This window comes from Sulfitobacter sp. G21635-S1, assembly GCF_027213915.1.
Lineage (GTDB): Bacteria > Pseudomonadota > Alphaproteobacteria > Rhodobacterales > Rhodobacteraceae > Sulfitobacter.
Genome location: NZ_JAPWGV010000015.1, coordinates 19,476 through 45,212, shown reverse-complemented (window position 1 = coordinate 45,212; position 25,737 = coordinate 19,476). Strand labels below are relative to the sequence as shown.

26 protein-coding genes are annotated in these 25,737 nt (G+C 63.2%); 22 read left to right on the top strand and 4 right to left on the bottom strand.

Annotated features, from left to right (window positions below; genetic code table 11):
* Window positions 1-14 precede the first annotated feature (14 nt).
* From O4H53_RS15160 to O4H53_RS15100, 13 genes are all read left to right on the top strand, one after another.
* Window positions 15-1,661 carry a tannase/feruloyl esterase family alpha/beta hydrolase gene (locus tag O4H53_RS15160; protein WP_269365059.1) on the top strand — a complete coding sequence of 549 codons (1,647 nt, stop codon included), beginning with the start codon at window positions 15-17 and terminating at the stop codon, window positions 1,659-1,661.
* A 62-nt stretch (window positions 1,662-1,723) separates the two neighbouring features.
* Complete coding sequence (locus tag O4H53_RS15155) at window positions 1,724-2,902, top strand: cytochrome P450 (RefSeq protein WP_269365057.1); 1,179 nt, start codon at window positions 1,724-1,726, stop codon at window positions 2,900-2,902.
* Window positions 2,903-3,049: 147 nt separating this feature from the next.
* A complete protein-coding gene (locus tag O4H53_RS15150; protein ID WP_269365055.1) occupies window positions 3,050-4,075 on the top strand; it encodes a LacI family DNA-binding transcriptional regulator in 1,026 nt (341 codons plus the stop codon).
* Between the two features lie 95 nt (window positions 4,076-4,170).
* Window positions 4,171-5,487 (top strand): ABC transporter substrate-binding protein, encoded by a 1,317-nt coding sequence (locus O4H53_RS15145; RefSeq protein ID WP_269365053.1) that lies wholly within the window; start codon window positions 4,171-4,173, stop codon window positions 5,485-5,487.
* A gap of 128 nt (window positions 5,488-5,615) precedes the next feature.
* Complete coding sequence (locus O4H53_RS15140; protein WP_114273084.1) at window positions 5,616-6,482, top strand: carbohydrate ABC transporter permease; 867 nt, start codon at window positions 5,616-5,618, stop codon at window positions 6,480-6,482.
* Window positions 6,483-6,497: 15 nt separating this feature from the next.
* Window positions 6,498-7,328, top strand: coding sequence for a carbohydrate ABC transporter permease (locus tag O4H53_RS15135; RefSeq protein ID WP_269365051.1), 831 nt, complete (start codon window positions 6,498-6,500; stop codon window positions 7,326-7,328).
* 12 nt (window positions 7,329-7,340) lie between these two features.
* On the top strand, window positions 7,341-8,345 hold the full coding sequence (locus tag O4H53_RS15130; protein WP_269365049.1) for an ABC transporter ATP-binding protein: 1,005 nt from the start codon (window positions 7,341-7,343) through the stop codon (window positions 8,343-8,345).
* Window positions 8,342-9,115: an L-iditol 2-dehydrogenase gene (locus tag O4H53_RS15125; protein WP_269365028.1), complete on the top strand. Its 774-nt coding sequence runs from the start codon at window positions 8,342-8,344 to the stop codon at window positions 9,113-9,115. The genes O4H53_RS15130 and O4H53_RS15125 overlap by 4 nt, the downstream gene beginning before the upstream one ends.
* Window position 9,116: 1 nt before the next feature.
* Entirely contained in the window at window positions 9,117-10,601 is a 1,485-nt protein-coding gene (locus tag O4H53_RS15120) for a mannitol dehydrogenase family protein (protein ID WP_269365026.1), read from the top strand.
* Window positions 10,602-10,844: 243 nt separating this feature from the next.
* Window positions 10,845-11,867, top strand: a complete 1,023-nt coding sequence (dusA, locus tag O4H53_RS15115) for a tRNA dihydrouridine(20/20a) synthase DusA (protein ID WP_269365023.1) — start codon at window positions 10,845-10,847, stop codon at window positions 11,865-11,867.
* A 27-nt stretch (window positions 11,868-11,894) separates the two neighbouring features.
* A complete protein-coding gene (locus O4H53_RS15110) occupies window positions 11,895-12,716 on the top strand; it encodes a sulfite exporter TauE/SafE family protein (protein WP_269365021.1) in 822 nt (273 codons plus the stop codon).
* Entirely contained in the window at window positions 12,713-13,447 is a 735-nt protein-coding gene (locus tag O4H53_RS15105; protein ID WP_269365019.1) for a hypothetical protein, read from the top strand. Before O4H53_RS15110 ends, O4H53_RS15105 begins: the two co-directional genes overlap by 4 nt.
* A gap of 102 nt (window positions 13,448-13,549) precedes the next feature.
* Entirely contained in the window at window positions 13,550-13,786 is a 237-nt protein-coding gene (locus tag O4H53_RS15100; protein WP_269365017.1) for a hypothetical protein, read from the top strand.
* 22 nt (window positions 13,787-13,808) lie between these two features.
* Here the strand turns inward: O4H53_RS15100 and O4H53_RS15095 are convergent, their stop codons facing one another.
* Genes O4H53_RS15095 through ccmI form a run of 3 tightly spaced genes read right to left on the bottom strand, consistent with a single transcriptional unit; the run spans window position 13,809 to window position 15,746 of the window.
* Window positions 13,809-14,048: a DUF1289 domain-containing protein gene (locus O4H53_RS15095; RefSeq protein ID WP_269365015.1), complete on the bottom strand. Its 240-nt coding sequence runs from the start codon at window positions 14,046-14,048 to the stop codon at window positions 13,809-13,811.
* Window positions 14,041-14,529: a Holliday junction resolvase RuvX gene (gene ruvX, locus O4H53_RS15090; RefSeq protein WP_269365013.1), complete on the bottom strand. Its 489-nt coding sequence runs from the start codon at window positions 14,527-14,529 to the stop codon at window positions 14,041-14,043. The genes O4H53_RS15095 and ruvX overlap by 8 nt, the downstream gene beginning before the upstream one ends.
* Entirely contained in the window at window positions 14,526-15,746 is a 1,221-nt protein-coding gene (gene ccmI / locus O4H53_RS15085) for a c-type cytochrome biogenesis protein CcmI (protein ID WP_269365012.1), read from the bottom strand. The genes ruvX and ccmI overlap by 4 nt, the downstream gene beginning before the upstream one ends.
* 232 nt (window positions 15,747-15,978) lie before the next feature.
* On the opposite strand from ccmI, the gene O4H53_RS15080 reads away from it, so the two are divergent.
* The 8 genes from O4H53_RS15080 to O4H53_RS15045 all read left to right on the top strand — a co-directional run bounded on the left by O4H53_RS15080 (window position 15,979) and on the right by O4H53_RS15045 (window position 23,507).
* A complete protein-coding gene (locus O4H53_RS15080; protein ID WP_269365010.1) occupies window positions 15,979-17,223 on the top strand; it encodes a sarcosine oxidase subunit beta family protein in 1,245 nt (414 codons plus the stop codon).
* Between the two features lie 148 nt (window positions 17,224-17,371).
* Window positions 17,372-17,701, top strand: a complete 330-nt coding sequence (locus tag O4H53_RS15075) for a hypothetical protein (RefSeq protein ID WP_269365008.1) — start codon at window positions 17,372-17,374, stop codon at window positions 17,699-17,701.
* 111 nt (window positions 17,702-17,812) lie between these two features.
* The gene (locus O4H53_RS15070) at window positions 17,813-18,139 is read left to right on the top strand and encodes a sarcosine oxidase subunit delta (protein ID WP_269365186.1); all 327 of its coding nucleotides are present in this window, start codon (window positions 17,813-17,815) and stop codon (window positions 18,137-18,139) included.
* Window positions 18,140-18,221: 82 nt separating this feature from the next.
* Complete coding sequence (locus tag O4H53_RS15065) at window positions 18,222-21,239, top strand: sarcosine oxidase subunit alpha family protein (RefSeq protein ID WP_269365006.1); 3,018 nt, start codon at window positions 18,222-18,224, stop codon at window positions 21,237-21,239.
* Window positions 21,232-21,816, top strand: a complete 585-nt coding sequence (locus O4H53_RS15060; protein ID WP_269365004.1) for a sarcosine oxidase subunit gamma — start codon at window positions 21,232-21,234, stop codon at window positions 21,814-21,816. Before O4H53_RS15065 ends, O4H53_RS15060 begins: the two co-directional genes overlap by 8 nt.
* 134 nt (window positions 21,817-21,950) lie before the next feature.
* Window positions 21,951-22,550 carry a superoxide dismutase gene (locus tag O4H53_RS15055; protein ID WP_114273101.1) on the top strand — a complete coding sequence of 200 codons (600 nt, stop codon included), beginning with the start codon at window positions 21,951-21,953 and terminating at the stop codon, window positions 22,548-22,550.
* A 298-nt stretch (window positions 22,551-22,848) separates the two neighbouring features.
* Window positions 22,849-23,058 (top strand): hypothetical protein, encoded by a 210-nt coding sequence (locus tag O4H53_RS15050; RefSeq protein WP_269365001.1) that lies wholly within the window; start codon window positions 22,849-22,851, stop codon window positions 23,056-23,058.
* On the top strand, window positions 23,055-23,507 hold the full coding sequence (locus O4H53_RS15045) for a host attachment family protein (protein ID WP_269364999.1): 453 nt from the start codon (window positions 23,055-23,057) through the stop codon (window positions 23,505-23,507). The genes O4H53_RS15050 and O4H53_RS15045 overlap by 4 nt, the downstream gene beginning before the upstream one ends.
* Before the next feature lie 46 nt (window positions 23,508-23,553).
* Here O4H53_RS15045 and O4H53_RS15040 read toward each other — a convergent pair whose 3' ends face one another.
* Window positions 23,554-24,117, bottom strand: a complete 564-nt coding sequence (locus tag O4H53_RS15040; protein ID WP_269364997.1) for a TIGR00730 family Rossman fold protein — start codon at window positions 24,115-24,117, stop codon at window positions 23,554-23,556.
* Between the two features lie 103 nt (window positions 24,118-24,220).
* Here O4H53_RS15040 and O4H53_RS15035 point away from each other — a divergent pair, with 103 nt between their 5' ends.
* Window positions 24,221-25,717, top strand: coding sequence for a LysM peptidoglycan-binding domain-containing protein (locus O4H53_RS15035; RefSeq protein WP_269364995.1), 1,497 nt, complete (start codon window positions 24,221-24,223; stop codon window positions 25,715-25,717).
* Window positions 25,718-25,737: the final 20 nt, after the last annotated feature.

The window sequence follows — 25,737 nt, the reverse complement described above, 5'->3', positions numbered from 1 at the left end:
GGAGGAGACCTGTGATGTTGAAGACAATCGGAACAACTGCATTGATGTGCAGCACGGCCACGCTGGCCATGGCACAGATGCAATGCGAAGGATTGACGCCCGAGGCGCTGGGCCTGAGCGGTGTCAGCTTTACCGAAGTGGCGGCAGTGCCTGCGGGCGATGACAACCCCGCCGCCCAATGCCGCATCCGCGCCACGACCGCCGAACGCAAGGGCACCGACGGGCGCGACTATGCGCTGCGGTTCGAGCTGGCCCTGCCGGATGTCTGGAACGGCGATTATGTCCACCAGTTCAACGGCGGCAACGACGGCGAGGTCAAACCCGCCACCGGCGGCATGGGCGCGGGCACGGGTGAAGCGACACCTCTGGCGCGCGGTTTTGCCGTCGTCTCCTCCGACGCAGGCCATGATGGCAAGGCTGTGGCGGACGCGGGCCTTGCCGGTGGCGCGCGCTTTGGCTTCGATTTCGAGGCGCGGCAGATGTACGGCTACAAGGCCGTGGCGCTGCTGGACCCGCTGGCCCGCCAGATCGTCGAGGCCTATTACGACAATGAAATCGGCCACAGCTATGGCATTGGCTGCTCCAACGGCGGGCGGCACGCCATGGTCGCCGCATCACGGATGCCGCAGAGCTTTGATGGCCTGCTGATCGGCGCGCCCGGCTTCAACCTGCCCAAGGCGGCGCTGCAACATGCGGTTGACGTGCAGGCGCTGACAGCGGTTACCGGCGATCTGGCCACGGCCTTCAGCCCCGCCGATCTGCAAACGGTTGCCGATGGCATTCTGCAAGCCTGCGATACGCTGGACGGGCTTGAGGACGGGCTGGTGATGGACACTGCCGCCTGTCAGGCCAGCTTTGACAGTGCCGCGCTGCAATGCGCGGAGGGGCAGAATTCCGCCTGCCTGTCGCCCGAACAGGTCACGGCGCTGAACACCATCCACGCAGGCACCCCTGATGGCGGCACCCCGTTCTACAGCGATTTCCCCTGGGATCCCGGCATCGCCGGTGGCGGCTGGCGGTTCTGGAAACTGGAAAGCCCGATCCCGCCTTGGGGCAAGAAACCGATCATCGCGGTTATGGGTGCCGCGTCACTCGCGCAGATTTTCACCACGCCCCCGACGGAAGTGGCAGGCGACCCCGCCGCGCTGGAACAATTCCTGAAGGATTTTGACCTCACCGCCCGCGCGGACGAGATCTTTGCCACCAGCGATGCCTTTCCTGAATCGGCGATGGAGGTGATGACCCCACCGGGATCGGACAACCCCGAACTGGCGGCTTTCCGCGATGCAGGGGGCAAGATGATGGTGTTCCACGGGGTGTCTGATCCGGTGTTTTCCGTGAATGATACGGCAGATTGGTACGCCAAGCTGGATGCGAACAACGGTGGCAAGGCGGCAGAATTCGCCAGGTTCTACCCGGTGCCCGGCATGACCCATTGTTCGGGCGGCCCCGCGGTGGAAGGGTTTGACATGTTCTCGGACCTGATCGCATGGGTCGAGAACGGCACCGCGCCGCAGGCCGTGACCGCAACGGCACGGGCGTCGAACCGCGATCTGCCCGAGGCGATGGCCGGCATTTCGCGCCCGCTCTGTCCGGCCCCTCAGGTCGCCCGCTACACCGGGGGCGATGCGGGTATGGCGGAAAGCTTCACTTGCGAATAACATGATTTTCACGGCGCGGGGGCCCCGGCCACCGCGCCATTTCAGCCTGAGAAAGGTTCATGATGCCCACGCTTGCCCCATTGGACGAAAACATCACGCTGGCAGAGCTTGATCGCGACCCTTACCCGATCTACCGGCGCCTGCGCGCCGAGGCACCGGTGCTGCGGGTCAAATCCGCCGGACGCACCCTGCTGACCAAGGCGGAAGACACCAAATACGTCAAGGACAACCCGGAGATCTTCAGCTCGGACGATCCAAACACGCCGATGAAGCGGGCCTTCTGGGCCCATACGCTGATGCGCAAGGATGGCGAGGATCACAAGCGCGAGCGGATGGCGATGGCCCCGGCCTTTGCCCCCAAGGTGATCAAGAACGACTGGATGCCGCAATATGTGAAGATCGCCGAGGAATATGTGTCGCGCCTGCCGCGCGGCGAGATTGTCGATATCTTCGCGGTCCTGTCTGGGGCCTATGCGGCGCGGGGGCTGGCGATCCTGCTGGGGATGCCCGAAGCCTCGGACGAGGACATGATGGAATGGTCGCAGGCGCTGATCGAGGGGGCGGGCAATTTCGGCTGGGCCGATGCGCCCTTTGAACGGGCCGACCGTGCCAATACACAGATCCATGCGCTGCTGGACAGCATCCAGGACCGGCACCGCGCCGAGCCGGACAATTCGGCGTTTTCCGTGATGCTGAACGCCGATGATCCGATCGAGGAAAAGCAGATCTATGCCAATATCAAGATCGCCATCGGCGGCGGCATCAACGAGCCGCGCGATGCGCTCAATACCATCCTCTATGGCCTCTTGACCCACCCGGACCAGCTGGCCGAAGTCCGCAGGAACGATCACTGGGAACAGGCCTTCGAAGAAGGCGTGCGCTGGGTCGCGCCGATCCAGGCTTCATCTCGGCTGGTCACGCAGGATACCGAATTGCGCGGCTACATGATCCCCAAGGGGGATACGGTGATGACCATCCAGGCCAGCGCCAACCGGGATGAGGATATCTATCAAGATGGCGAAACCTATAACGTCTACCGCGACAAGGCCCCGCATCAGGCCTTTGGCAACGGGCCGCATTTCTGCCAGGGCACCCATGTGGCACGCCGGGCGGTCGGGCAGATCATGCTGCCGATGCTGTTTGACCGTTTCCCGAAGATGAGCATCCCCGACACGGATGCTGTCATCTGGAAGGGCTTCGGCTTTCGCGGCCCGATACAGATACCGATCCTGCTGCAGTAACGGCAAAGCCTTCTGTATCCCCTTTTGCTGCCCCGGCGTGCTGAACCGGCAGGCCGCGGCATCTGGCATGGCTTATTCGCAAAGAAAGGTTGATACTTTCCGCGCGGAAAGTCATGATTGCGGGTGTAAAAATACTGCGAGGGCCACATGTCATCGAAGACAATCAGGAACATGGAAGAATTTGCCGCCGTCAGCGGTATTTCCCGGCCTACCGTTTCAAAATACTTTCACGATCCCGAAAGCGTCCGGGCCTCGACCCGCGCGAAGATAGAGGCGGCGATCGAGAAATACGATTACCGCCCGAACCTTTACGCGATGAACCAGAACCGCAAGCTGACCAAGAATGTCGGCATCGTGGTGCCGCTGCTGACGGACCCCTATTTTGCGGAAATCGCCCGCAAGCTGGAACGGCATTGCATCGAGGCGGGCTATCACCCCACGCTGTTCAGCTCCCACGGCGATCCCGCGCATGAGACGGATGTGCTGAACTCGCTGCGCGCGATCCGGCCCGCCGGAGTACTGCTGGCCCCTCTGGGCCGCGCTTCCGATCATGCGGCGCTGGAACGCTTCTGCGCGGATGTGCCGACCCTGCTGTTTGACAGCAACGTGGGCGAGCTGGGCCTTGCCTTTGTCGGTTCGGACAATATCCAGTTCACGGCCCATATCACCGATTACCTCTGCCGCACGGGCGAACCGCCGTGCTTTTTCGAGATGAAGCGCCCGACCAACCCGAACGCTCACCGCCGCCGCCAGAGCTATCTCGACGCGATGCAGGCATTCGGCCTTGAGCCGCATGTCATCTCTGTCGAAGGCGATGGCTGGGATTTCGAGGAGATCGGGCGTCTGGGGGGGCATACCGCCTTTTCCGAAGGGCTTTTTCCGACCAATACGATCCTGTGCAGCAATGACCGGCTGGCCATTGGGCTGCTGACGGCCTGCTATGAAAAGGGCGTTGCCGTGGGGCGTGGGCCGGATTGCACCGTGCGCGTCGCGGGGCAGGATGGCCATCCACATTCGCGCTATACATGTCCGCCGCTCACCACCATTTCCCATGCCTATGACGCTGTTTCCAAAGCAGCTTCCGATGCCTTGTTCGCAGCGATCAACGGCCAGGTGACCCCCTGGAGCAGCACACGGCTGGAGGGCAGGCTGATCCTGAGAGACTCCGCGTGATGCGCAAATAGTTTACGCGCGATAAATTTTAGTTGACGCCGCGTACATATCTACCTTAGGCTCCGAACAGAACGTCCAACCAGGGAGGATAACGGATGTCTTTGAAGAGCACGCTTGGTGCTGCAACCGCGCTTGGGCTGATCGCAGCCAGCAGCGCATATGCAGACAGCCACAGCCCATCCATCACCATCGCAACCGTCAACAACGGCGACATGATCCGGATGCAGGGCTATACCGATACATTTACCGAAGCGACCGGCATCGCCGTGGAATGGGTCACGCTGGAGGAAAACGTCCTGCGTCAGCGCGTGACCACGGATATCACCACCAAGGGTGGCCAGTTCGACATCATGACCATCGGCATGTACGAAACCCCGATCTGGGGCGCGCAGGGCTGGCTGGTGCCGCTGGACGATCTTTCCGCCGAATATGATGTCGGTGACATCCTGCCCGCGATGGCAGGCGGTCTGTCCCATGACGGCACGCTTTTTGCGGCACCTTTCTACGGCGAAAGCTCCATGATCATGTACCGCACGGACCTGATGGAAAAGGCCGGGCTGGAAATGCCCGAAGCCCCGACCTGGGACTTCATCGCCGAAGCCGCCGCCGCGATGACCGATCGCGACAATGAAATCAACGGCATCTGCCTGCGCGGCAAGGCCGGCTGGGGCGAAGGTGGCGCCTTGATCACCGCGATGGCCAACTCCTTTGGCGCGCGCTGGTTCGACGAGGACTGGAACGCCCAGTTCGACACCGAGGCCTGGGCCAACACCGTGAACTTCTACAAGAACATGATGGATGCCTCCGGCCCCGCCGGCTATGCGACCAATGGTTTCAACGAAAACCTCTCGCTGTTCCAGCAGGGCAAATGCGGCATGTGGATCGACGCGACGGTTGCGGCCTCATTCGTCACCAACGCCAATGATTCCACCGTTGCCGACAGCGTCGGTTTTGCGCTGGCACCGGATAACGGCCTGGGCAAGCGGGCCAACTGGCTCTGGGCCTGGGCCCTGGCGATCCCTGCGGGCACCCAGCAGGAAGCCGAAGCCAAGCAATTCATCGAATGGGCAACCTCCAAGAGCTACATCGAACTGGTGGCCGGAAACGAAGGCTGGGCCAATGTGCCCCCGGGCGCGCGCAAGTCGCTTTACGAGAACCCCGAGTACCAGAAGGTGCCCTTCGCGCAGATGACGCTGGACAGCATCCTGTCGGCTGACCCGGAAAACCCGACCGTCGATCCGGTGCCCTACGTCGGTGTCCAGTTCGCCGCGATCCCCGAGTTTGCCGGTATCGCGACCGAAGTGAGCCAGGAGTTCTCTGCCGCCTATGCCGGTCAGCAATCGGTCGAGGATGCCCTGGCCAAGGCACAGGACATCACCAACGAAGCGATGGAAGCTGCCGGTTACCGGTAAGCCACCGACCTGATCCCATGGGGCGGCGCGCCGCCCGCCCCATGGTCTTTGATCACTGCCGATATTTCACCAACGTCCTGTCACCGGACGCCTGAGCCGGCGTTCCGTCAAATAAGGAGACGTATCCCATGGCGACCAAGGCTTCCCGATCCGCCGCCAGACTGATGATGGCCCCCGCCGTGATCCTGCTTTTGGGCTGGATGCTGGTGCCTCTCACGATGACGCTGTGGTTCTCATTCCGAACCTATTTGCCGCTGCGTGGCGGCGACCAGGGCTGGACCGGTTTCGACAACTACGTCCGCTTTGTCACCTCCAGTTCCTTCTGGCCCGCCGTTTCGACCACGCTGATCATCGTCACCGGCGTTCTTGCCATTACCATCGCTCTTGGCGTCCTGCTGGCGATCCTGCTGGATCAGCCGATGTGGGGGCAGGGGGTTGTGCGCATCCTGGTGATTGCACCCTTCTTTGTCATGCCCACCGTCTCCGCGCTGGTCTGGAAGAACATCTTCATGGATCCCACCAACGGGCTTTTCGCCCATCTGTGGCGGTTCTTCGGGGCGGACCCGGTCAGCTGGCTGTCGAATGCCGCGACCCCTTCCATCATCCTGATCGTCAGCTGGCAATGGCTGCCCTTCGCGACCCTGATCCTGCTGACCGCGATCCAGTCGCTGGACAGCGAACAGCTTGAGGCCGCCGAAATGGACGGCGCGTCACCCCTGGCACGGTTTTTCTACATCACCCTGCCGCATCTTTCCCGCGCCATCACCATCGTGCTGCTGATCCAGACGATCTTTCTGCTGGCCATCTTTGCCGAGATTTTCGTCACCACCGGCGGCGCCTTCGGCACCCGGACGCTGTCCTACCTGATCTTCCAGCGCGTGCTGGAAAGCCAGAACATCGGTCTGGGCTCTGCGGGCGGTGTCTATGCCATCATCCTTGCCAATATCGTTGCCATCTTCCTGATGCGCATCGTCGGCAAGAACCTTGATACCTGAGGGAGGAAGAGACGAATGGCACGTTCCGTCACAACGCAACGCAAGACGATCAACACCACCATCGCGTGGATCATCGGCCTGCTGATCTTCTTTCCGATCCTCTGGACGATCCTGACCAGCTTCAAGACCGAGGCCCAGGCGATCAACGATCCACCCCTGTTCCTGTTCTTTGACTGGACCACGGAGAACTATGCCACCGTGATGGAGCGGTCGAACTACGGGCGCTTCCTGTGGAACTCCATCGTCATCGCGGGTGGTTCGACCCTTCTGGGCATCATCATCGCGGTGCCTGCGGCCTGGTCGATGGCTTTTGTCCCCTCCAAACGGACCAAGGACATCCTGCTGTGGATGCTCTCGACCAAGATGCTGCCGGCGGTGGGGGTGCTCTATCCGATCTACCTGCTGTGCATCCGGCTGGGCGTGCTCGACAACCGTGTGGCGCTGGTCATCATCCTGATGCTGATCAACCTGCCGATCATTGTCTGGATGCTTTACACCTACTTCCGCGAAATTCCCGGCGAAATCCTGGAAGCCGCGCGGATGGACGGGGCCACGCTCAAGGAGGAGATCCTCTATGTGCTGACGCCAATGGCGATCCCCGGCATTGCCTCCACGCTGCTGCTGAACTTCATCCTGGCCTGGAACGAGGCGTTCTGGACCCTGAACCTCACCGCAGCACAGGCGGCACCGCTGACCGCCTTCATCGCCAGCTACTCCAGCCCTGAAGGGCTGTTCTACGCCAAACTCAGCGCAGCATCGACAATGGCCATCGCGCCGATCCTCATCCTTGGCTGGTTCAGCCAGAAACAACTCGTCCGCGGCCTCACCTTTGGCGCCGTGAAATAGGGAACCGGAATTATGGGACAGATTGAACTTAAACAGGTTACGAAATCCTTTGGCGATGTGCAGGTCATCCCGCCGCTGGATCTGACCATCAAGGATGGCGAATTCACCGTCTTCGTCGGCCCCTCGGGCTGTGGCAAGTCCACCCTGCTGCGCCTGATCGCGGGGCTGGAGGACATCACCACCGGCCATATCGAGATCGACGGCCAGGATGCAACGGATGTGGTTCCGGCGCGGCGCGGGCTGGCGATGGTGTTCCAGTCCTATGCGCTTTACCCGCATATGACGGTGCGCAAGAACATTGCCTTCCCGTTGAAGATGGCCAAGATGGACCAGACCGAAATCGACCGGCGCGTGGATGCGGCGGCACAGGTGCTGAACCTGGCCGATTATATCGACCGCCGCCCCGGCCAATTGTCCGGCGGCCAGCGCCAGCGGGTCGCCATCGGCCGCGCCATCGTGCGCGAACCGGCGGCCTTCCTGTTTGATGAGCCGCTGTCAAACCTCGATGCCGCCCTGCGCGTGGGCATGCGGATGGAAATCTCCGAACTGCACAAGAAGCTGGCCACGACGATGATCTACGTCACCCACGACCAGGTCGAGGCGATGACCATGGCCGACAAGATCGTGGTGCTGCAGGCAGGTGTGATCGAACAGGTGGGCAGCCCGCTTGAGCTTTACCGCACCCCGCGCAACACTTTTGTCGCCGGTTTCATCGGATCGCCCAAGATGAACCTGATCACCGGCGAGGAGGCGGCGAAACATGACGCCCATACCATCGGCATCCGGCCCGAACATATCGACGTGGTCGAAAGCGGCGGCACCTGGCAGGGCACCGTTGGCGTGGCCGAACACCTTGGCTCCGACACGTTCTTTCACATCCACAACACCGGGCTGGCCGACACGCTGACCGTCCGTGCCATCGGTGACATCAGCCTGACCCACGGCGATACGATCCATCTTTCGCCCCGTTCGGATGAAATCCACCGCTTTGATGCAGCAGGATTGCGGATCGGATGAAACGACTGGCAGGAAAGACCGCGCTGATCACCGGCGCGGCGCGGGGCATCGGACAGGCCTTCGCGGAAGCCTACCTGCGCGAAGGCGCGCAGGTGGTGATCGCGGATATCGACGAAAAACGAGCAGTGCAGACAGCCACGGCGATGGGCGAAAACGCCTGCGCCGTGGCAATGGACGTGACCGATCAGGCCAGCATCGACGCAGCGATCGAAGCTGCGGTCGCCCGTTTCGGCAAGATCGACATCCTGGTCAACAACGCCGCGATCTTTACCGCGGCCCCGATCATCGAGATCACCCGCGAGGACTATCAGCGCGCCTTTGACATCAACGTGTCAGGATGCCTTTTCACCCTGCAGGCGGTGGCACGGCAGATGATCGCGCAGGGGGGCGGCGGCAAGATCATCAACCTGGCCAGCCAGGCGGGCCGCCGCGGCGAGAGCCTGGTCGCAGTCTATTGCGCGACCAAGGCGGCGGTCATCAGCCTGACCCAATCTGCCGGCCTGAACCTCATTCAGCACGGCATCAACGTGAACGCCATCGCCCCCGGCGTGGTGGAGGGGGAGCATTGGGACGGCGTCGATGCCTTCTTTGCCAAATACGAGAACAAGGCCCCGGGCCAGAAAAAGCGCGAAGTCGGCGAGGCCGTGCCCTTTGGCCGGATGGGCCGGGCCGGGGATCTGACCGGCATGGCGGTCTTTCTCGCCACTGCCGAGGCGGATTACATCGTTGCCCAGACCTACAATGTGGACGGCGGCCAATGGATGAGCTGAGATGAAACTGTCCAACGCCACACTCCCCGACCTGCCCGACGACATCCTGCGGCCGGTCTATGACCGCAGCACCCTGACGCCGGGCATTGTCCACATCGGCGTGGGCAATTTCCACCGCGCACATCAGGCATGGTATCTGCACCGGCTGATGCAGCAGGGTGCGGCGCTCGACTGGGCGATCGTGGGCGCCGGGGTGCGCCCCTATGACGAGGCGATGCGCCTGCGGCTGGCCGGGCAGGATTACCTGACCACATTGATCGAATTGTCGCCCTCATCGCAGTCAGCGGAGGTTGTGGGCGCGATGATCGACTATGTGCCGATCAAGGAGGGTAACGGCCCCCTGATCGCCCGCATGGCTCAGCCCGACATCCGCATCGTGGCCCTGACGGTGACCGAAGGCGGCTATTTCATCGACCCGGTGAGCAAGGCCTTTGACGCGACCCACGCGGACATACTGCATGATGCGCAGAACCCGGACAATCCGCGCACTGCCTTTGGCGCGATGGTGGCGGCCCTGCGGTTGCGCCGCGACGCGGGCACAGGCCCCTTTACCGCGCAAAGCTGCGACAACCTGCAGGGCAACGGCGATATTCTGCGCCAGATCATCGTCGGCCTGGCCCGGATGCAGGACCCGGAGCTTGCGGGCTGGATCAATGGCAATTGCAGCTTTCCGAATTCGATGGTCGATTCCATCGTGCCCGCCACCGGCCCCGCCCAGATCGCCCAGGCCCGCGCGCTGGGCATCGAGGATGCAGCCCCGGTCTGCCACGAGAATTTCCGCCAATGGGTGATCGAGGATGATTTCTGCGCGGGCAGGCCGGATTGGGATCAGGCGGGGGCAACATTTTCGAACAATGTCCACGCCTATGAAACCATGAAGATCCGGATCCTGAACGCCGGGCACCAGGTGATCGCGAATGCGGGTGAAATCCTGTCGCTTGCCACGATCTCTGACTGCATGGCCGATCCCGGGGTGGGCGGGCTGTTCCGCAAGGTGGCCCTGCGCGAAATCGTGCCCCATGTCTCGCCAGTGCCGGAGATTACCCCGGTGGCCTATGTCGACCTGATCGCGGCGCGGTTCTCCAATCCGAAGATCGAGGATACCACCCGCCGCGTCGCCTTTGACGGCAGTTCGCGGCACAGCGGATTCGTGTTGCCTCTGGTGCGCCGGGCGCTGGCGGGAGGGCTGCCGCTGGACGGTCTGGCCCTGGTCGAGGCCTGCTGGGCGCGGATGTGCGAAGGCACCCGCGAGGATGGCAGCGTGATCGAACCGAACGATCCGATGTGGGACAAGCTGACCGAAACAGCCAAAGCCGCGCGCGACCGCCCCGCCGCCTGGCTGGAGATGACCGGCATCTACGGCGACCTTGCCGGGCAGGAGGCCTTCTCGACGCGGTTCGAACATTGGCTGCGTTTGATCTGGCAGCAGGGTGTCAGATCCGCACTTAAAGAATATTGCACGGCGGATGGCTGCAAACGGGGATAGCGGAAGATGGTCTTTCGCTGTCCTGTCAACGGAACCATTCGCGCCTGATCCCTCATCCTTTACCGGCGTGGGAGCGATGATCAGTCCGAAAACCGGCACTGCAGGCTGAACGGTGCAACTTTCCGGGAAACCGGGGGCTGTTCATTCGGGATGTGATTCTGTTAGTTCAGCGAATTGCCGGTGGCGCATATCGCGCCACCGGTGGCGAAAGCTCGAAAATCGCACCGGTCAGGTCAAGGTTCTATGCTGAATTCTGAAAGAAACAGAGCGGTCCACGTCGCGTCCCGTCTGTCCGTCGCCCCCATGATGGACTGGACAGACCGCCATTGCCGCTATCTGCATCGGCTGCTGAGCGGGCGGGCGTTGCTGTATACGGAGATGGTGACCGCGCCTGCGCTGGTGCGCGGCGGTGCGGTGCATCTGCTGGAACATGACGTCAGCGAACACCCCGTGGCGCTGCAGCTTGGCGGTTCCGATGCGCGCGAACTGGCGCAGGCGGCGCGGCTTGGCGCGGATGCGGGCTATGACGAAATCAACCTCAACTGCGGCTGCCCCTCTGACCGGGTGCAATCGGGCACCTTTGGCGCGGTGCTGATGAAAGACCCCGCCCGTGTGGCGGATTGCGTGGCCGAGATGCGGGCAGCAGTGGATGTGGAGGTGACGGTCAAATGCCGCATCGGCGTCGATGAACAGGAACCACGCGACGTCCTGCCGGATTTTCTGGCCCGGATCGTGGCCGCCGGCTGCACCCGTGTCAGCATCCATGCACGCAAGGCCTGGCTGCAGGGGCTCAGCCCCAAGGAAAACCGCGACATCCCGCCGCTGGATTACCCGCTTGTCCATCTGATGAAGGAATATTTCCCCAACCTGCATATTTCGGTCAACGGCGGCATCGGCTCGCTGGAAGAGGCGGAGGCCTTTCTGGACGGGGGGCTGGACGGCGTCATGGTCGGGCGCGCTGCCTATCACAGCCCGGCAGAGATCCTCTGCGCGGCAGACCGGCGCATCTTTGGCGCAGGTCCTGACAGCACGCCGGAACAGGCCGTCCGCGACATGCTCCCCTATATCGAGGCGCATCTGGCGGGGGGCGGGCGGCTGAACCAGATCACCCGGCACATGCTGGGCCTTTTCGCGGGCCGCCCCGGGGCGCGCGGCTGGCGGCGGAGCCTGTCCGAAGGGGCCAGCAAGCCGGGCGCGGGGCCCGAACTGGTGGCGCAGGCACTGGCCGAGATCGAGGCGCTGGCGCAGCAGGCGCAGGCGGTGTAGCAGGGGGCGTCAAAGAGGAGATACTCCATGCCAGAGACGATGCTTTTGATCCAGATGGGGGTGCTTCTGGCCTTTATCGGTGCCTTTGCCGGCGTCCTTGCGGGGCTTCTGGGTGTCGGTGGCGGCATCGTTCTGGTTCCCGCATTTTTCTATGCCTTTCAGACCCTTGGCTATGAGGGGCCGCAGCTGATGCAGATGTGTCTGGCGACCTCCCTGGCGACAATCATCGTCACATCGGTCCGCTCCGTGCTGAGCCATAACCGGAAGGGGGCCGTCGATTGGGACATCCTGCGCGGCTGGGCACCGGGAATCGTGATCGGGGCCGTGCTCGGGATGCTTTTGGTCGCGCAATTGCGCTCGGGCACCTTGCAGGCGATCTTTGGCGGTCTTGCGCTGGTTGTGGGCCTCTACATGGGGCTGGGCCGGTCGGAATGGCGGTTGGGGGCGGCAATGCCGCGGGGGATCACCCGTGCATTGCTCTCGCCCGCTGTCGGCTTCCTGTCGGTGCTCATGGGCATCGGGGGCGGCAGTTTCGGCGTGCCGTTGATGAGCCTCTATGCAACCCCGATTCACCGGGCTGTCGCCACGGCGGCAGGCTTTGGCGTGCTCATCGCGGTGCCATCTGTCATCGGCTTCCTGTTTGTTCCTATGTCCACGGGGGTGCCGCCGCTGACCATCGGGACAGTCAACTTCGTCGCCTTTGGCATCGTGATCGCGATGACGCTGATCACCGCGCCGCTGGGGGTCAGGCTGGCCCATGCGATGGACCCGAAACCGCTCAAACGGGTGTTTTCGGTCTTCCTGATCCTCGTGGCGCTGAACATGATCCGCAAGGCACTGGGCTGGTGAGCGGCTTCCGGGTATTCGACCCGGACCCGGCCACCCTGCGCTGGGCGCAGGCAGCGCATCGCGTTGCGCTGGAGCTTGCGCGCGATCCGGCCATCCGTGCGGATAACCTGCGTCACGCGGACACCTGGTTTGTCGGCGTGGATGCATTGCCCAATGACCCGGACGGCAGCATCGGCGGTGTGCCGCTTCATGGAACCTGGGTGGATTTCATCGAACCGCCGGACCACTGGCACCGCGCGCAACTGTCCATCGTCTATCCCGGCTATCCGGGGCAGGACCCGTCAGAGAGTGGCGCCAACCACCGGTTCCGCATCAACCGTCATGCCGCGCATGTGGACGGGTTGCTGCCCGAGGATGCGGCACGCCGCCGCTACCTGCGTGAACCGCATGGTTTCATCCTGGGCCTGCCTTTGAACCAGGCGGACGCCGCACCGCTGATGGTCTGGCCGGGCAGTCACAGGATCATGGGCGATGCCCTGCGCCGCGCCATCGGGGACCGCGCCCCGGAAACGGTTGATCTGACCGAAGCCTATGGTGCCGCAAGGCGCCGGGTTTTCGAGGCGATTGAACCGGTGCAGGTTTTGGCCAGACCGGGGCAGGCCACCTTGCTGCACCGCCATCTCTTGCACGGTGTCGCCCCCTGGGCCAAAGGCGCAACAGCCCCGTCGGAGGGTCGGATGATTGCCTATTTCCGGCCACAAATTTCCGCCTCCGCCTGGCTGAACGGCTGAACATCCGCCCGATTTCCCAACAATCACCTCGACTGCGCCTCATTGTTGCCTTTTCCTGCAGCAATTCATGGATCATAAATTTTTCGATCTTGGGACGGCAAAATGAACATTATTCTGACAGGGCCCGACGGCGCAGTGGCGTATTGGAACGCCACTCAGAACGGCCGCACAACAATGGCATTCGGCAAACTCCAGGCCGCGGCACTGGAACGCAAATGCAGCTTTGCCCGGCTGAGCCGTTTCGCCGCCAATGGCAACCACGCTCCGACCGGCGCCGAAGGGGCGATCACCGCGGATTTCGGGCTCGACCTGCTCTACCAGATTGCCGGCAACCGCTGACAACAACCCGCTTTTATCCGGTTTATTTACCCTGCCGCGCCATGCGCGCGGCCCGGCCGCCCCGGCGTTTGGTCAGCTGACCCGCCCGGCCCGGCAATTCCGCCATGATCTCGTGCCGTTCTTCCGGTGTCATCCGGGACCAGCGGCCAATCTCGTCGATCGACCGCAGGCACCCCGTGCACAGCCGCGACTCCGGATGCACCACGCAGATCTTGACGCAGGGGCTTTCGATTTCGGCGCGCTTCCAGATCTCGTCAGTCATCCCCGGCTCCCTGCCTGCGCATCACCGCCAGACGGTCCAGCGCGCCCTGCAGAATATAGCCCGCTGCGACGTGATCAATCACTTCCGCGCGACGCTTTCGTGTCGTATCCGCCTCCAGCAGCGCGCGTTCGGCGGCGACCGTGCTCAACCGCTCGTCCCAGAAGGTGATCGGCAGCGGCAAAAGCCGGTCGAAGTTGCGGGCAAAGGCGCGGGTGGACTGGCAGCGCGGCCCTTCGGAGCCGTCCATGTTGCGCGGCAATCCCAGCACCAACCCACCGATGCGCCGGTCGCGAATGATCTCTGTCAGGCGCGCGGCATCCAGCCCGAATTTCTTGCGCCGGATGGTTTCCAGCGGCGTTGCCACGCTCAGGAAGCTGTCGCTGACCGCGACACCGATGGTCTTTTCCCCCAGGTCGAGCCCGATCAGCGCGGACATCGGGGGCAGGGCAGCGGCAAATTCCGCCATATCTTCGTATATCATTCCGCCACCCCGGCCTGCTGACCCGCGCGGCTGATGATATCCAGCGCGGCGGCATCCCCGTCAAAGACCTCCAATGCGTTGTCATAGATGCGCCGGGCTTCCTCGGCGCGGTCCAGCACCGCCAGCGAGGTGATCAGCCGCGCCCAGTCTGTCGCGGGGCCGCCTTCGGTCGCCAGACGGTCAGACAGGCCTGCCACCATGCCGCCGATCATCTCCATCCGGTCTTGCGCGCTCATTTCCGCCGCGGCCTCGATGTCCTCGGCAGAGGGGCCGCGCGCCGCAGTTGGCTGCGGCATTTCATAGTCCACCCCGGCCAGCGCCGCGACCGGCATGATCTGGGCACGGATCGGGGCGATCCAGGGCGAATCCTCGGGGCCGCGACGCAGCAACCCGTCCCAGATGCGGAAGGCAACATCCGGGCGTCCGGTCTGCACCATCATCAGCCCGACATAATAGCGCGCCCGCCCGTCCTGCGCATCGCGCGCCAGCGCCGCCCGCAGCGCCGTTTCCGCCTGAGGAGAGACATATCCCCCCGCCGCCAGAATCAGGAATTCGCCGTAATCGCTGTAATCGGCAGCGGTGGCGCTTTCGCCCTTGATCCGCAAAACTTCTTGCTGCGCCACTGCCGCCGCCGAGAAATTGCCAATCCGCGCCTCGTTGCTTGCCAGCAGCCGGTGGCCCTGCAAATCTTCCGGCCGCGTCGCGACCGTTTCGCGCAGGCGGGTCATCAGGGTCTGGAATTCTTCGGTAATGCCCGGTTCTGCGGGCATCGGCGGCAGGCTTTCCTCGGCGGTCTGCTGGCTGGGACGGTTCTCGCGCATCTCTTCGGCAAAGGCGATCCTGTCGGCCAGGCCCAGATCACCATAGCCCGGCGCACCCACGGTGCGGTAAAGCAGCAAGGACCCGGCAACCACCACAAGCGCCAGCAACCCATAAAGGACGCGCGGTGAACCCCTGCCGGCAGCGGGGGTTTTCCCGGCTGTGGAACCCACCGCCAGAATGCGGCGCGAAATCTCTGTCCTTGCGCGTTCGGCATCCTCGGCGGGGATGACACCACGTGCCACGTCGCGTTCCACTTCGGCCAATTGGTCGCGGTAGACCCGCAGATCATAGGATGCCGCATCCTCCGTCCCGGCCCTTGCGCCACGCGCCATCGCGCGCCCCAAAAGGGCAGCGACCATGATCGCCATCGCGCAGGTGATGATCCAGAACGTCATGCAGTCCCCGACAGATTCGAATTCAAGAATACCTAGTCATTCAACCCCATGCACAAAAGGGGACATTTTGACCACCCTCACGGCGCGCCTGCAACAATCGCGACCCATGTCGCAAATTTGCCAAGGAGTGCCGTGGCCATTATTCCTTTTTTGGTCAAGACAGCCAGAACGGGGTAAGCGACCGCGCACCACCCGAATCTGCCTACTCCAGCCAAGCAGGGACCCAGAGAGCATGAAGAAATATTCCGTTTTTGCAGTGGCCCGTGAAGCGATGCGCCACCACAGCGGTTGGACCCGAGCCTGGCGCGATGCCGAGCCGAAAAAGCGCTATGATGTGATCATCATCGGCGCGGGCGGGCACGGGCTGGCCACGGCCTATTACCTGGGCAAGAATTTTGGCATCACCAATGTGGCGATCCTGGAAAAGGGCTGGCTGGGGGGCGGCAACACCGGCCGGAACACCACCATCATCCGCTCCAACTATCTGCAGGACCCGTCGGCGGCGATCTACGAAAAGGCGCGCTCGCTCTACGAAACCATGAGCCAGGACCTGAACTACAACGTGATGTTCAGCCCGCGCGGCGTGATCATGCTGGCCCAGACAGAGCACGAGGTGCGCGGATACAAGCGCACCGCCCATGCCAATGCGCTGCAGGGCGTGACCACCGAATTCATCAGCCCCCAGCGAGTCAAGGAACTGGTGCCGATCATCGACCTGGACGGGCCACGCTACCCGGTGCTGGGCGGGCTGTGGCAGGCGCGCGGCGGCACTGCGCGGCACGATGCCGTGGCCTGGGGCTATGCGCGGGCCTGCTCAGACATGGGCATGGATGTGATCCAGAAATGCGAAGTGACCGGCATCCGCCAGACCGGCGGCAAGGTCACCGGTGTCTCCACCACCCGTGGCGACATCGACTGCGACAAGCTGGGCATGGTGGTCGCGGGCCATTCGGGACATCTGGCCGATATGGCCGGTTTCCGCCTGCCGATTGAATCCGTTGCCCTTCAGGCGCTGGTCAGCGAGCCGATCAAACCCTGCATGGATGTGGTTGTGATGGCAAACACCGTGCACGGCTACATGTCGCAATCCGACAAGGGCGAGATGGTCATCGGCGGCGGCACCGACGGCTACAACAACTACACCCAGCGCGGGTCTTTCCACCATATCGAGGAAACCGTGCGCGCCCTGATCGAGACCTTCCCGATGGTCAGCCGCCTGAAGATGCTGCGCCAGTGGGGCGGGATCGTCGATGTCACCGGCGACCGCTCGCCCATCCTGTCCAGGACCCCGGTCGAGGGGATTTTCGTGAACTGCGGCTGGGGCACCGGCGGATTCAAGGCGATCCCCGGATCGGGCTGGGCCATGGCGGAACTGATCGCCAAGGGCCGCTCGCCCCTGACCGACGCCTTTGGCCTGAACCGCTTTACCGAAGGCCGCTTCATCGACGAATCCGTCGCGGCAGGGGTGGCACACTGATGGCCGCGCATCCGATGTTGTCCCGGAGCTTGCACGGCACAGGCGATAATGCGCCGGTGCGCGGTGTTGCGCTGTCCGCAGGCCGGAACCGGTTGGTTACTTCTTTCGTTGTGTCCCTGATCAAGGGAAACGAAGGAGAAACCAGGTCATGGCACATTCCGAGAACACAAACCCCGAGCACCGCACCACGGCGGAGCGCAACACAACAACAACCACAACCACCACGTCGGGCGGCAACAGCGTCGGCATCATCGTCGCGGCGCTGGTCCTTGTCGTGGCGGTCCTTGCCTATTTCGTCTTTGGCGGCGGCTATGATGGCGCCGGCACAGGCGCAAACGACGTCAACATCACCGTCGAAGGCACAGCGCCGTCCGCAACTGCACCTGCCGCAGATGCACCTGCGGCCGACAGCGAAGCGCCTGCCCCTGCCACGGACAACTCCGGCGGCGACGCAACCGCACCTGCTGCAACCGAATAAGACCAACGACACCACCTGCATTCAGGCTGATGCCCCTGCGGGCATCGGCCTTTTTGCCGTTCTCTCGCCCTTTTCGCGCCTGTCTGCGCCCCAATGCCACGGGACATCGCCATGCTGACCATCCATTGTCCGAACTGCGGCGTGACCGCAGAGGAAACCGAATTCCACGCCCACGGCGAGGCGCATCTGAAACGCTTTGGCCCCGGATCATCCGAGGATGAATTCGAAGGCTACCTCTTCATGCGCAAGAACCCCAAGGGCGTGCATTTCGAACGCTGGCGGCACCAATACGGCTGCGGGAAATGGTTCCATGTCGCGCGCTGCACCATGACGCTTGAAATTTTCGGCAGCTACAGCGCCCAGACCGTCGAGCCGCCGCAGGAGATACTGGACCAGATCGCCGACCGCCGTCCCGATGCGCCGGACCCGCGAACATGATCCCGACACCCATTCTCTTTTTGGCCCTGAATATCCCCGCCGGAGGCTCCCGCACCCTCCGCCCGCACAAAGGTTCGCGTTCATGAGCACCAGACTTGCCACAGGCGGACGCCTGCTGAACACCGCCAAACCGGTAAATTTCACCTTCAACGGCAAGCAGTTGCGCGGTTACGAGGGCGATACGCTTGCCTCGGCGCTGCTGGCGAACGACCAGATGCTGATGGGCCGGTCGTTCAAGTACCACCGCCCGCGCGGCGTGGTTGCGGCAGGCCCCGAAGAGCCCAACGCATTGGTCAATCTGGGCCGCGAAGGCCGGTTCGAGCCGAACCAGCGTGTCACCACGACCGAATTGTTCGACGGGCTGGAAGCCTCCAGCCAGAACCACTGGCCCAGCCTGGAATTCGACGTGGGCGCGATCAACACCCACCTCAGCAAGTTCCTGCCCGCGGGCTTCTACTACAAGATGTTCATGTATCCGCGCAGCTTCTGGAAACATGTCTACGAGCCCTTCATCCGCCACTCCGCCGGTCTGGGCAAGGCACCCAAGGCGCGGGACGAGGACACATACGAGCATTTCCACGCCTTCTGTGACGTTCTGATCGTCGGCGGCGGGGTCGCGGGGCTGGAGGCTGCGCGGACCGCAGGCCGCAGCGGCGCGCGTGTGCTGCTGCTGGAACAGACCAACCACTTTGGCGGGCGCGCGCCGGTCGATGGTGGCACTGTCGATGGCAAGCCTGTGGATAAGTTCGTGGAAGAAATTCTTGAAGAGCTTTCGCAGATGGAAAATGTCCAGCTGCGCCCGCGCACCATGGGGGCAGGGGTCTATGACCACGGCTATGTCCTGGGCTATGAACAGCTGACCGATCACGCACCGGCCAAGGCAGGCCCGCGCCACCGTCTGTGGCGCATCCGGGCAGGTCATGTGATCACCGCCACCGGCGCCATCGAACGCCCCCTCAGCTTTGCCGGAAACGATATTCCCGGTGTGATGCTGGCCGGTGCCATGCGCGATTACCTGGTGAACTTCGGCGTATCGGTCGGGGATCGCACGGTATTGGTCACCAACAACGACAATGCTTACCTTACGGCAATTGCGCTCAAGCATGCCGGCCTCGACGTGCCTGCGATCCTCGATGCGCGCGTGCTGCCGCAGGACAGCGAACTGGTTGCGCAGGCCCGTGCCCTGGGCATCCGCATTCTGATGGGCCATGCGATTTCCTCCGTGAAAGGTGGCAAGCGTGTGACCGGTGTCGCGATCTGTTCGCAGGCGGGCGAGGGCGCGGTGCTGGAAGAGATCGCCTGCGATGCGGTTGCCATGTCCGGCGGCTGGTCTCCGGTGGTGCACCTGTGGTCCCATTGCGGCGGAAAATTGCGCTGGGACAGCAAGCGGGCCTGTTTCAGCCCGGATGTGGATAACCCGCCAAAAGGCGCGGATGGCGTCGGCTTTGTCACCACCGCAGGGGCGGCTTCGGGCATGTTCCCGCTGGACGACGTGCTGCATGACGCGCATGCGGCGGCGGACGGTGTGTTGACGACACTGGGCTTCAAGCTGCCCCGCGACATCAGCGCCCCCAATGCTGCCCGCCGCGAGGAAGCACCGCTGGCACCGGTCTGGATGATGCCCCATGGCGCCAGCGCCAAGCTGCGTGAGAAAACCTGGCTGGACTACCAGAACGACGTCAAGGTCTCAGACGTGCGGCTGGCGGCTCAGGAAGGTTTCGTCAGCGTCGAACACGCCAAGCGCTACACCACGCTGGGCATGGCGACGGATCAGGGGAAACTCAGCAATATCAACGGGCTTGCCACGCTGGCCGGCGCGCTGGATGCAGAGATCCCGACGGTCGGCACCACCACGTTCCGCCCGCCCTATCACCCCATTTCCATGGGCGCGATCGGGGGCGGGGCGCGCGGTGCCACCTTCCAGCCGCTGCGCCGCACCCCGATGCACGGCTGGCACGACGCCAACGGCGCGGAATGGGAGCCCGTGGGCCAGTGGCGCAGGCCCTATGCCTTCAAACGTGGTTCCGAAAGCACCCATGACGCGGTCATGCGCGAAGTGAAGAACGTGCGCGAGAACCTCGGGTTGCTCGATGCCTCCACCCTCGGCAAGATCATCGTCAAGGGGCCGGACGCGGGCCGTTTCCTCGACATGCTTTACACCAACATGATGTCGACCCTGAAGCCGGGCAAATGCCGCTACGGGCTGATGTGCAACGAAAACGGTTTCCTGATCGACGACGGCGTGGTTGCCCGGATCGACGAAGACACCTGGCTGTGCCACACCACCACCGGCGGTGCCGAAAGCATCCATGCCCATATGGAGGAATGGCTGCAGACAGAATGGTGGGACTGGCAGGTCTATGTCGCCAATGTGACCGAGCAATACGCGCAGATCGCCGTGGTCGGCCCCAATGCCCGGCAGGCGCTGGAGCGCCTGGGTGGCATGGATGTCAGCAAGGAGACGCTGGGCTTCATGGATTGGGCTGATGGCACGCTGGGCGGCTATCCCTGCCGGGTCTATCGCATCTCCTTCTCGGGTGAGCTGAGCTATGAGATCGCGGTGGATGCCAGCCATGGTCAGGCGCTCTGGGATGCGCTGATGGCGGTGGGTGCCGATCTGGGCGTGATGCCCTATGGCACCGAGGCGCTGCACATCCTGCGCGCCGAAAAGGGCTTCATCATGATCGGGGACGAGACGGACGGCACCGTGATCCCGCAGGATCTGGGCCTGAACTGGGCAATCTCCAAGAAGAAAGAGGATTACCTGGGCAAACGCGCCCAGGCGCGCAGCCATATGACCGACCCCGAGCGCTGGCAACTGGTCGGGCTGGAAACCACCGATGGCAGCACCCTGCCGGATGGTGCCTATGCGGTGGGCGAGGGGACCAACGACAACGGTCAGCGCAACACCATCGGGCGGGTCACCTCCAGCTATCATTCGCCCAACCTGAACAAGGGGATCGCCATGGGGCTGGTCCTGCACGGACCCGACCGCATGGGCGAGGTGATCAGCTTCCCCGGTGTGGACGGCAAGGTTTACGAGGCACGGATCGTCGATCCGGTTTTCTATGACAAGGACGGGGAAAAGCAGAATGTCTGATCCTGTAAGCGCGCTCAAGAATATCTCTGACGACACCGGTCTGGTGACAATATCCGAAATCGGCCCCATCGGCATGATCACCCTGCGCGGCGACCTGTCGGACAAGGCGCTGGTCAAGGCTGCTGTGGCCGCAGGCGGCGTCAACCTGCCCGAGCAGGGACATTGCAACACCCAGGGCAGCCAGGGCATCGCCTGGATGTCGCCGGACGAACTGCTGATCATCTGTGCTTATGCGGATGTGCAGGACCGTCTGGCAGATCTTCGCGAAAAGCTGGCGGGCAGCCATGCGCTGGTGGTCAACGTCTCGGACGCGCGGGCGGTCTTCGACATCAAGGGCGACCACGCGCGCGAGGTGATCGCGAAACTGGCCCCGGTGGACATGCACCCGGATCAGTTCAGCGGCACCATGTTCCGCCGCACCCGCTTTGCCCAGGTGCCTGCCGCCTTCTGGATGCCGGATGGCACCTCGGCACGCATCGTCTGCTTCCGCTCGGTCGCGCAATATATGTTCGACCTGCTGAAAACCGCGGCAATGCCCGGGTCCGAAGTACGTCACTACGCCGCAGCATCCTCCTGAACCCGGCGGCCGGATCCCGCCCAAGCCCTGCGCGACCCAGAAATCCGGTCGCGCAGGGCCATTGGCCCCTTGACCTTCCCGCCTGACGCGCTTTGTTGTGGGGCAGGAATTCTGAATAACAAGGAGGCCCAAAGATGGCTTTTTCTCTTCCCGACCTTCCCTATGCCCACGATGCGCTTGCCGCCAAGGGCATGAGCGCGGAAACGCTGGAGTTTCACCACGACAAGCACCACAACGCCTATGTCACCAACGGCAACAAGGCGATTGAGGGCACCGAGTGGGAAGGCAAGTCCCTTGAGGAGATCATCAAGGGCACCTACGATGCCTCTGCCGTGGCGCAGAACGGAATTTTCAACAACATCAGCCAGTTGTGGAACCACAACCAGTTCTGGGAAATGATGGGCCCCGACAGCACCGCCATGCCGGGTGAGCTGGAAAAGGCCATCAACGAGAGCTTTGGCTCCGTCGACAAGTTCAAGGACGAGTTCAAGGCCGCAGGCGCCGGTCAGTTCGGCTCCGGCTGGGCATGGCTGGTCAAGGACACCGATGGCGGCCTCAAGGTCACCAAGACGGAAAACGGCGTGAACCCGGTCTGCTTCGGCCAGACGGCTCTGCTGGGCTGTGACGTGTGGGAACATTCCTACTACATCGACTTCCGCAACGCGCGCCCCGACTACCTGTCCAACTTCCTGGACAACCTTGTGAACTGGGAAAACGTCGCCTCTCGTCTCTGAGGCAAACGGCGCTCTCCCAGTCACCGACGCCCGCCGCGATGCGGCAGGCTGGGTGAACTGGGAAAACGTCGCTTCCCGTCTCTGAGGCAAACGGCGCTCTCCCAGTCACCGACGCCCGCCGCGATGCGGCAGGCTGGGTGAACTGGGAAAACGTCGCTTCCCGTCTCTGAGGCGCGCTTTGCGAATGAGATCAGACAGATACACCCCGCAGGTCAGCCTGCGGGGTGTTTTCATGTCGGAACCCCGTGGCGCCCTCCCGCGTTTGATCCCTAAGCACCCAAAAGACAGGAGGCACCATATGGCAGAGCGACACAGATCCAAAGACGGCAGCAAAGACAGCGACAAGATCATCGGCGAAACCACCGAAATCGGCCAGCAAGGCCGCTCCGGCGGCAATCTTGAACGTGATGTCGCAACGCAGGACGAAAAGAAGCGCGCAACTGAAAATCCGGAAGGGACCACCCGCGTCACCGGACAGGACAAACGCAACCATGGAGAGACCGCATGACCAAGCTGACAAACGGCACATGGGTGCTGATCGCAGATGGCGAAAAGGCGCTGTTCCTGGTCAATCAGACCGACGGCGAAGACCCGTTCCTGGAGGTGTTCCGGGAAGAGGCGCAAGACAATCCGCCCAACCGCGAACAGGCCGCAAACCGGCGCGGGCGGTTCAACGACGGCCCCAGCGTCCACCGCTCCGCGGTGCAGGACACCGACTGGCACCAGCTGGCAAAGGATCGTTTCGCCGGGGAACTGGCCGAAATCCTGTACAGAAAAGCGCACCAGGGGGCGTTTGACCGCATCGTGCTGGTCGCACCGCCGCACACCCTGGGCGAGCTGCGGCGCGAGATCCACAAGGAAGTCGCGGACCGGGTTGTCGCGGAGGTTCCGAAAACCCTCACGAACCACCCCGTCGATCAGATCGAAACTCTGGTCGCGAGGGAAATCGCCGCGTAATCAGAGGTTTGAACGCAAAGGCTGAAGCGTTGCATCAAGGCGCGCTTCAGCCGAAATGCGCCTTGAGCCCGGCGAGCGTCTCTGCCGCATCCGCCACAGGTGTCAGATAGTCCAGCAAGCTGGCATCGGCAAAGCCCTGATCAATCACATGTTTCACCAGCTGCATCAAAGGCTCCCAGTATCCGTTTGTATTCACGATGAAAACGGGCTTTTCATGCAGGCCAAGCTGCCGCCAGGTCAGAACCTCGAACAATTCGTCCAATGACCCCGCACCGCCCGGCAGGACCACCACCGCATCGCAGTTCATGAACATCACCTTTTTGCGCTCGTGCATGGTCTCTGTCACCACATAGGTCGTCAGATCGGTCTTGCCGACCTCCCAGGCCACCAGATGCTGCGGGATCACGCCAAAGGTTTCTCCTCCCGCTGCCTGTGCCGCCCGCGCGACACTGCCCATCAGCCCCACATCCCCCGCGCCATAGACCAGCCGCAGGCCCGCATCTGCCAGGCCTTTGCCCAGGGTCTCTGCGTCTTTCTTATAGGCCGGATCGGTGCCGGGGCGGGAGCCGCAGTAGACACAGACAGAGTTCGGTCCAGGGGTATGCGTCATCTCGGCACCTCTTGCATGGAAATTGAAATTCATCCGCAGTGGGATTTTGACCCCTGTTATCGCGCCTGATAGAAAGGCTCAACCTTGGGGAAGGATGGATTGCATGAGCAAGTCAATGGCGGCGCTTGGCGGCCGGTCAGGTGTTCTGACGATTGTGGCCATTGGCGCTGTTGTGATCGGGGTGGCAAGCTGGTTCCAGCTGCGCGGTTCCGAATATCCGCCAAACTCCGCGCCCGTGGCACTTGTCCCCGAGATACCGCAGGCCGAAACGGCCAATGCACCCGCCGCAGCAGATACCGCTGAACCGGCTGAACCGGCGCAAGCCAGTGCAGCGGGGGATCAGGCAGAGGGTGAGGCGGTGGACAACGCCGCCACACAGGATCCGCCCGCGCAGGAGGACGCCGGCCAGATGGCATCTGCCGAGCCCGAACCCGCTCTGGCCTTTGATCTGGCCTTTGATGAGGTCCGCCGGGAAGGTGACGGCATGACGGTCATTGCCGGCCGTGCCGCGCCCGGTGCCCGGATCGACATCCTGCAAGACGGTGCGGCCATCGCCAGTGCCACGGCGGATGGCAGTGGCAAATTCGCGACGCTTGCGATCATCCCGCCGGACGGCAAGGGCCATGTGCTCAGCCTGTCCCAGACCGCACCGGGGGGGCAGACCACGACTTCCCGCGACAGCATCATCCTGGCGCCGACAACCCCGCCAGTGGCAGAGGTCGCTCAGGCCGCCGATACCGCGGCATCTGATGCCGAACCCATTGCAGAACAGACACCTGCAGTCCAGGCTGATGCGCCCGGACCGGAGGCGCCAGGCGAATCCGCTGATCCGCTGCCCGCAGATGAAGCCGTGGCGCAAGCCGCGCGCCCGGAACAAACCACCGCCCCCCAATCTGCGCCCGAAACCGCAGCGGTGCAGAGTGAGCCCGCACCCGATGCGCAACCGGCGGCGGAGGACGACGCGCCGGTTGAGACGGCCGATGCCGAACCGGTGCAAGCGCCGGCCGCGTCAGAGCCGGTGACTGCCGCCGCAGCATCCGAAACCACAAACACGCCAGAGCCGGAGCAAAACGTCGCGCTGCTCAAGGCGACGGAGGAGGGGGTGGAACTGCTGAATGCCCCGCGCCCGGACGCCCTGCAATCGGTCGCGCTGGACACCATCAGCTATTCCGACGCCGGACAGGTGCAATTGTCCGGACGTGCGCGGCCCGACACCAGGGTGGTGCGTGTCTATCTGGACAATAAATCGGTGATCAGCCTGCCGGTCGACGAAAACGGCCGTTGGCGCGGCGATCTGCCGGATGTGGATGCCGGTGTCTATACCCTGCGGGTGGACGAGGTGACCCCCGAAGGCAAGGTCTCCAGCCGGGTCGAAACCCCGTTCAAACGCGAATCCGTGGCCACCCTGGAAGCCGCCGGTGCCGGGCAGGACGGCCCGATCAAGGCGATCACGGTGCAAAAGGGCGCGACCCTCTGGGCCATCGCGCGCGAAAGATATGGCGACGGGTTGCTTTACGTCCGGGTGTTCGAGGCGAATTCCGACGCGATCAGAGACCCTGATCTGATCTATCCCGGCCAGGTGTTCGACCTGCCCGACTGACGGCGGGACGCCACGCTTTC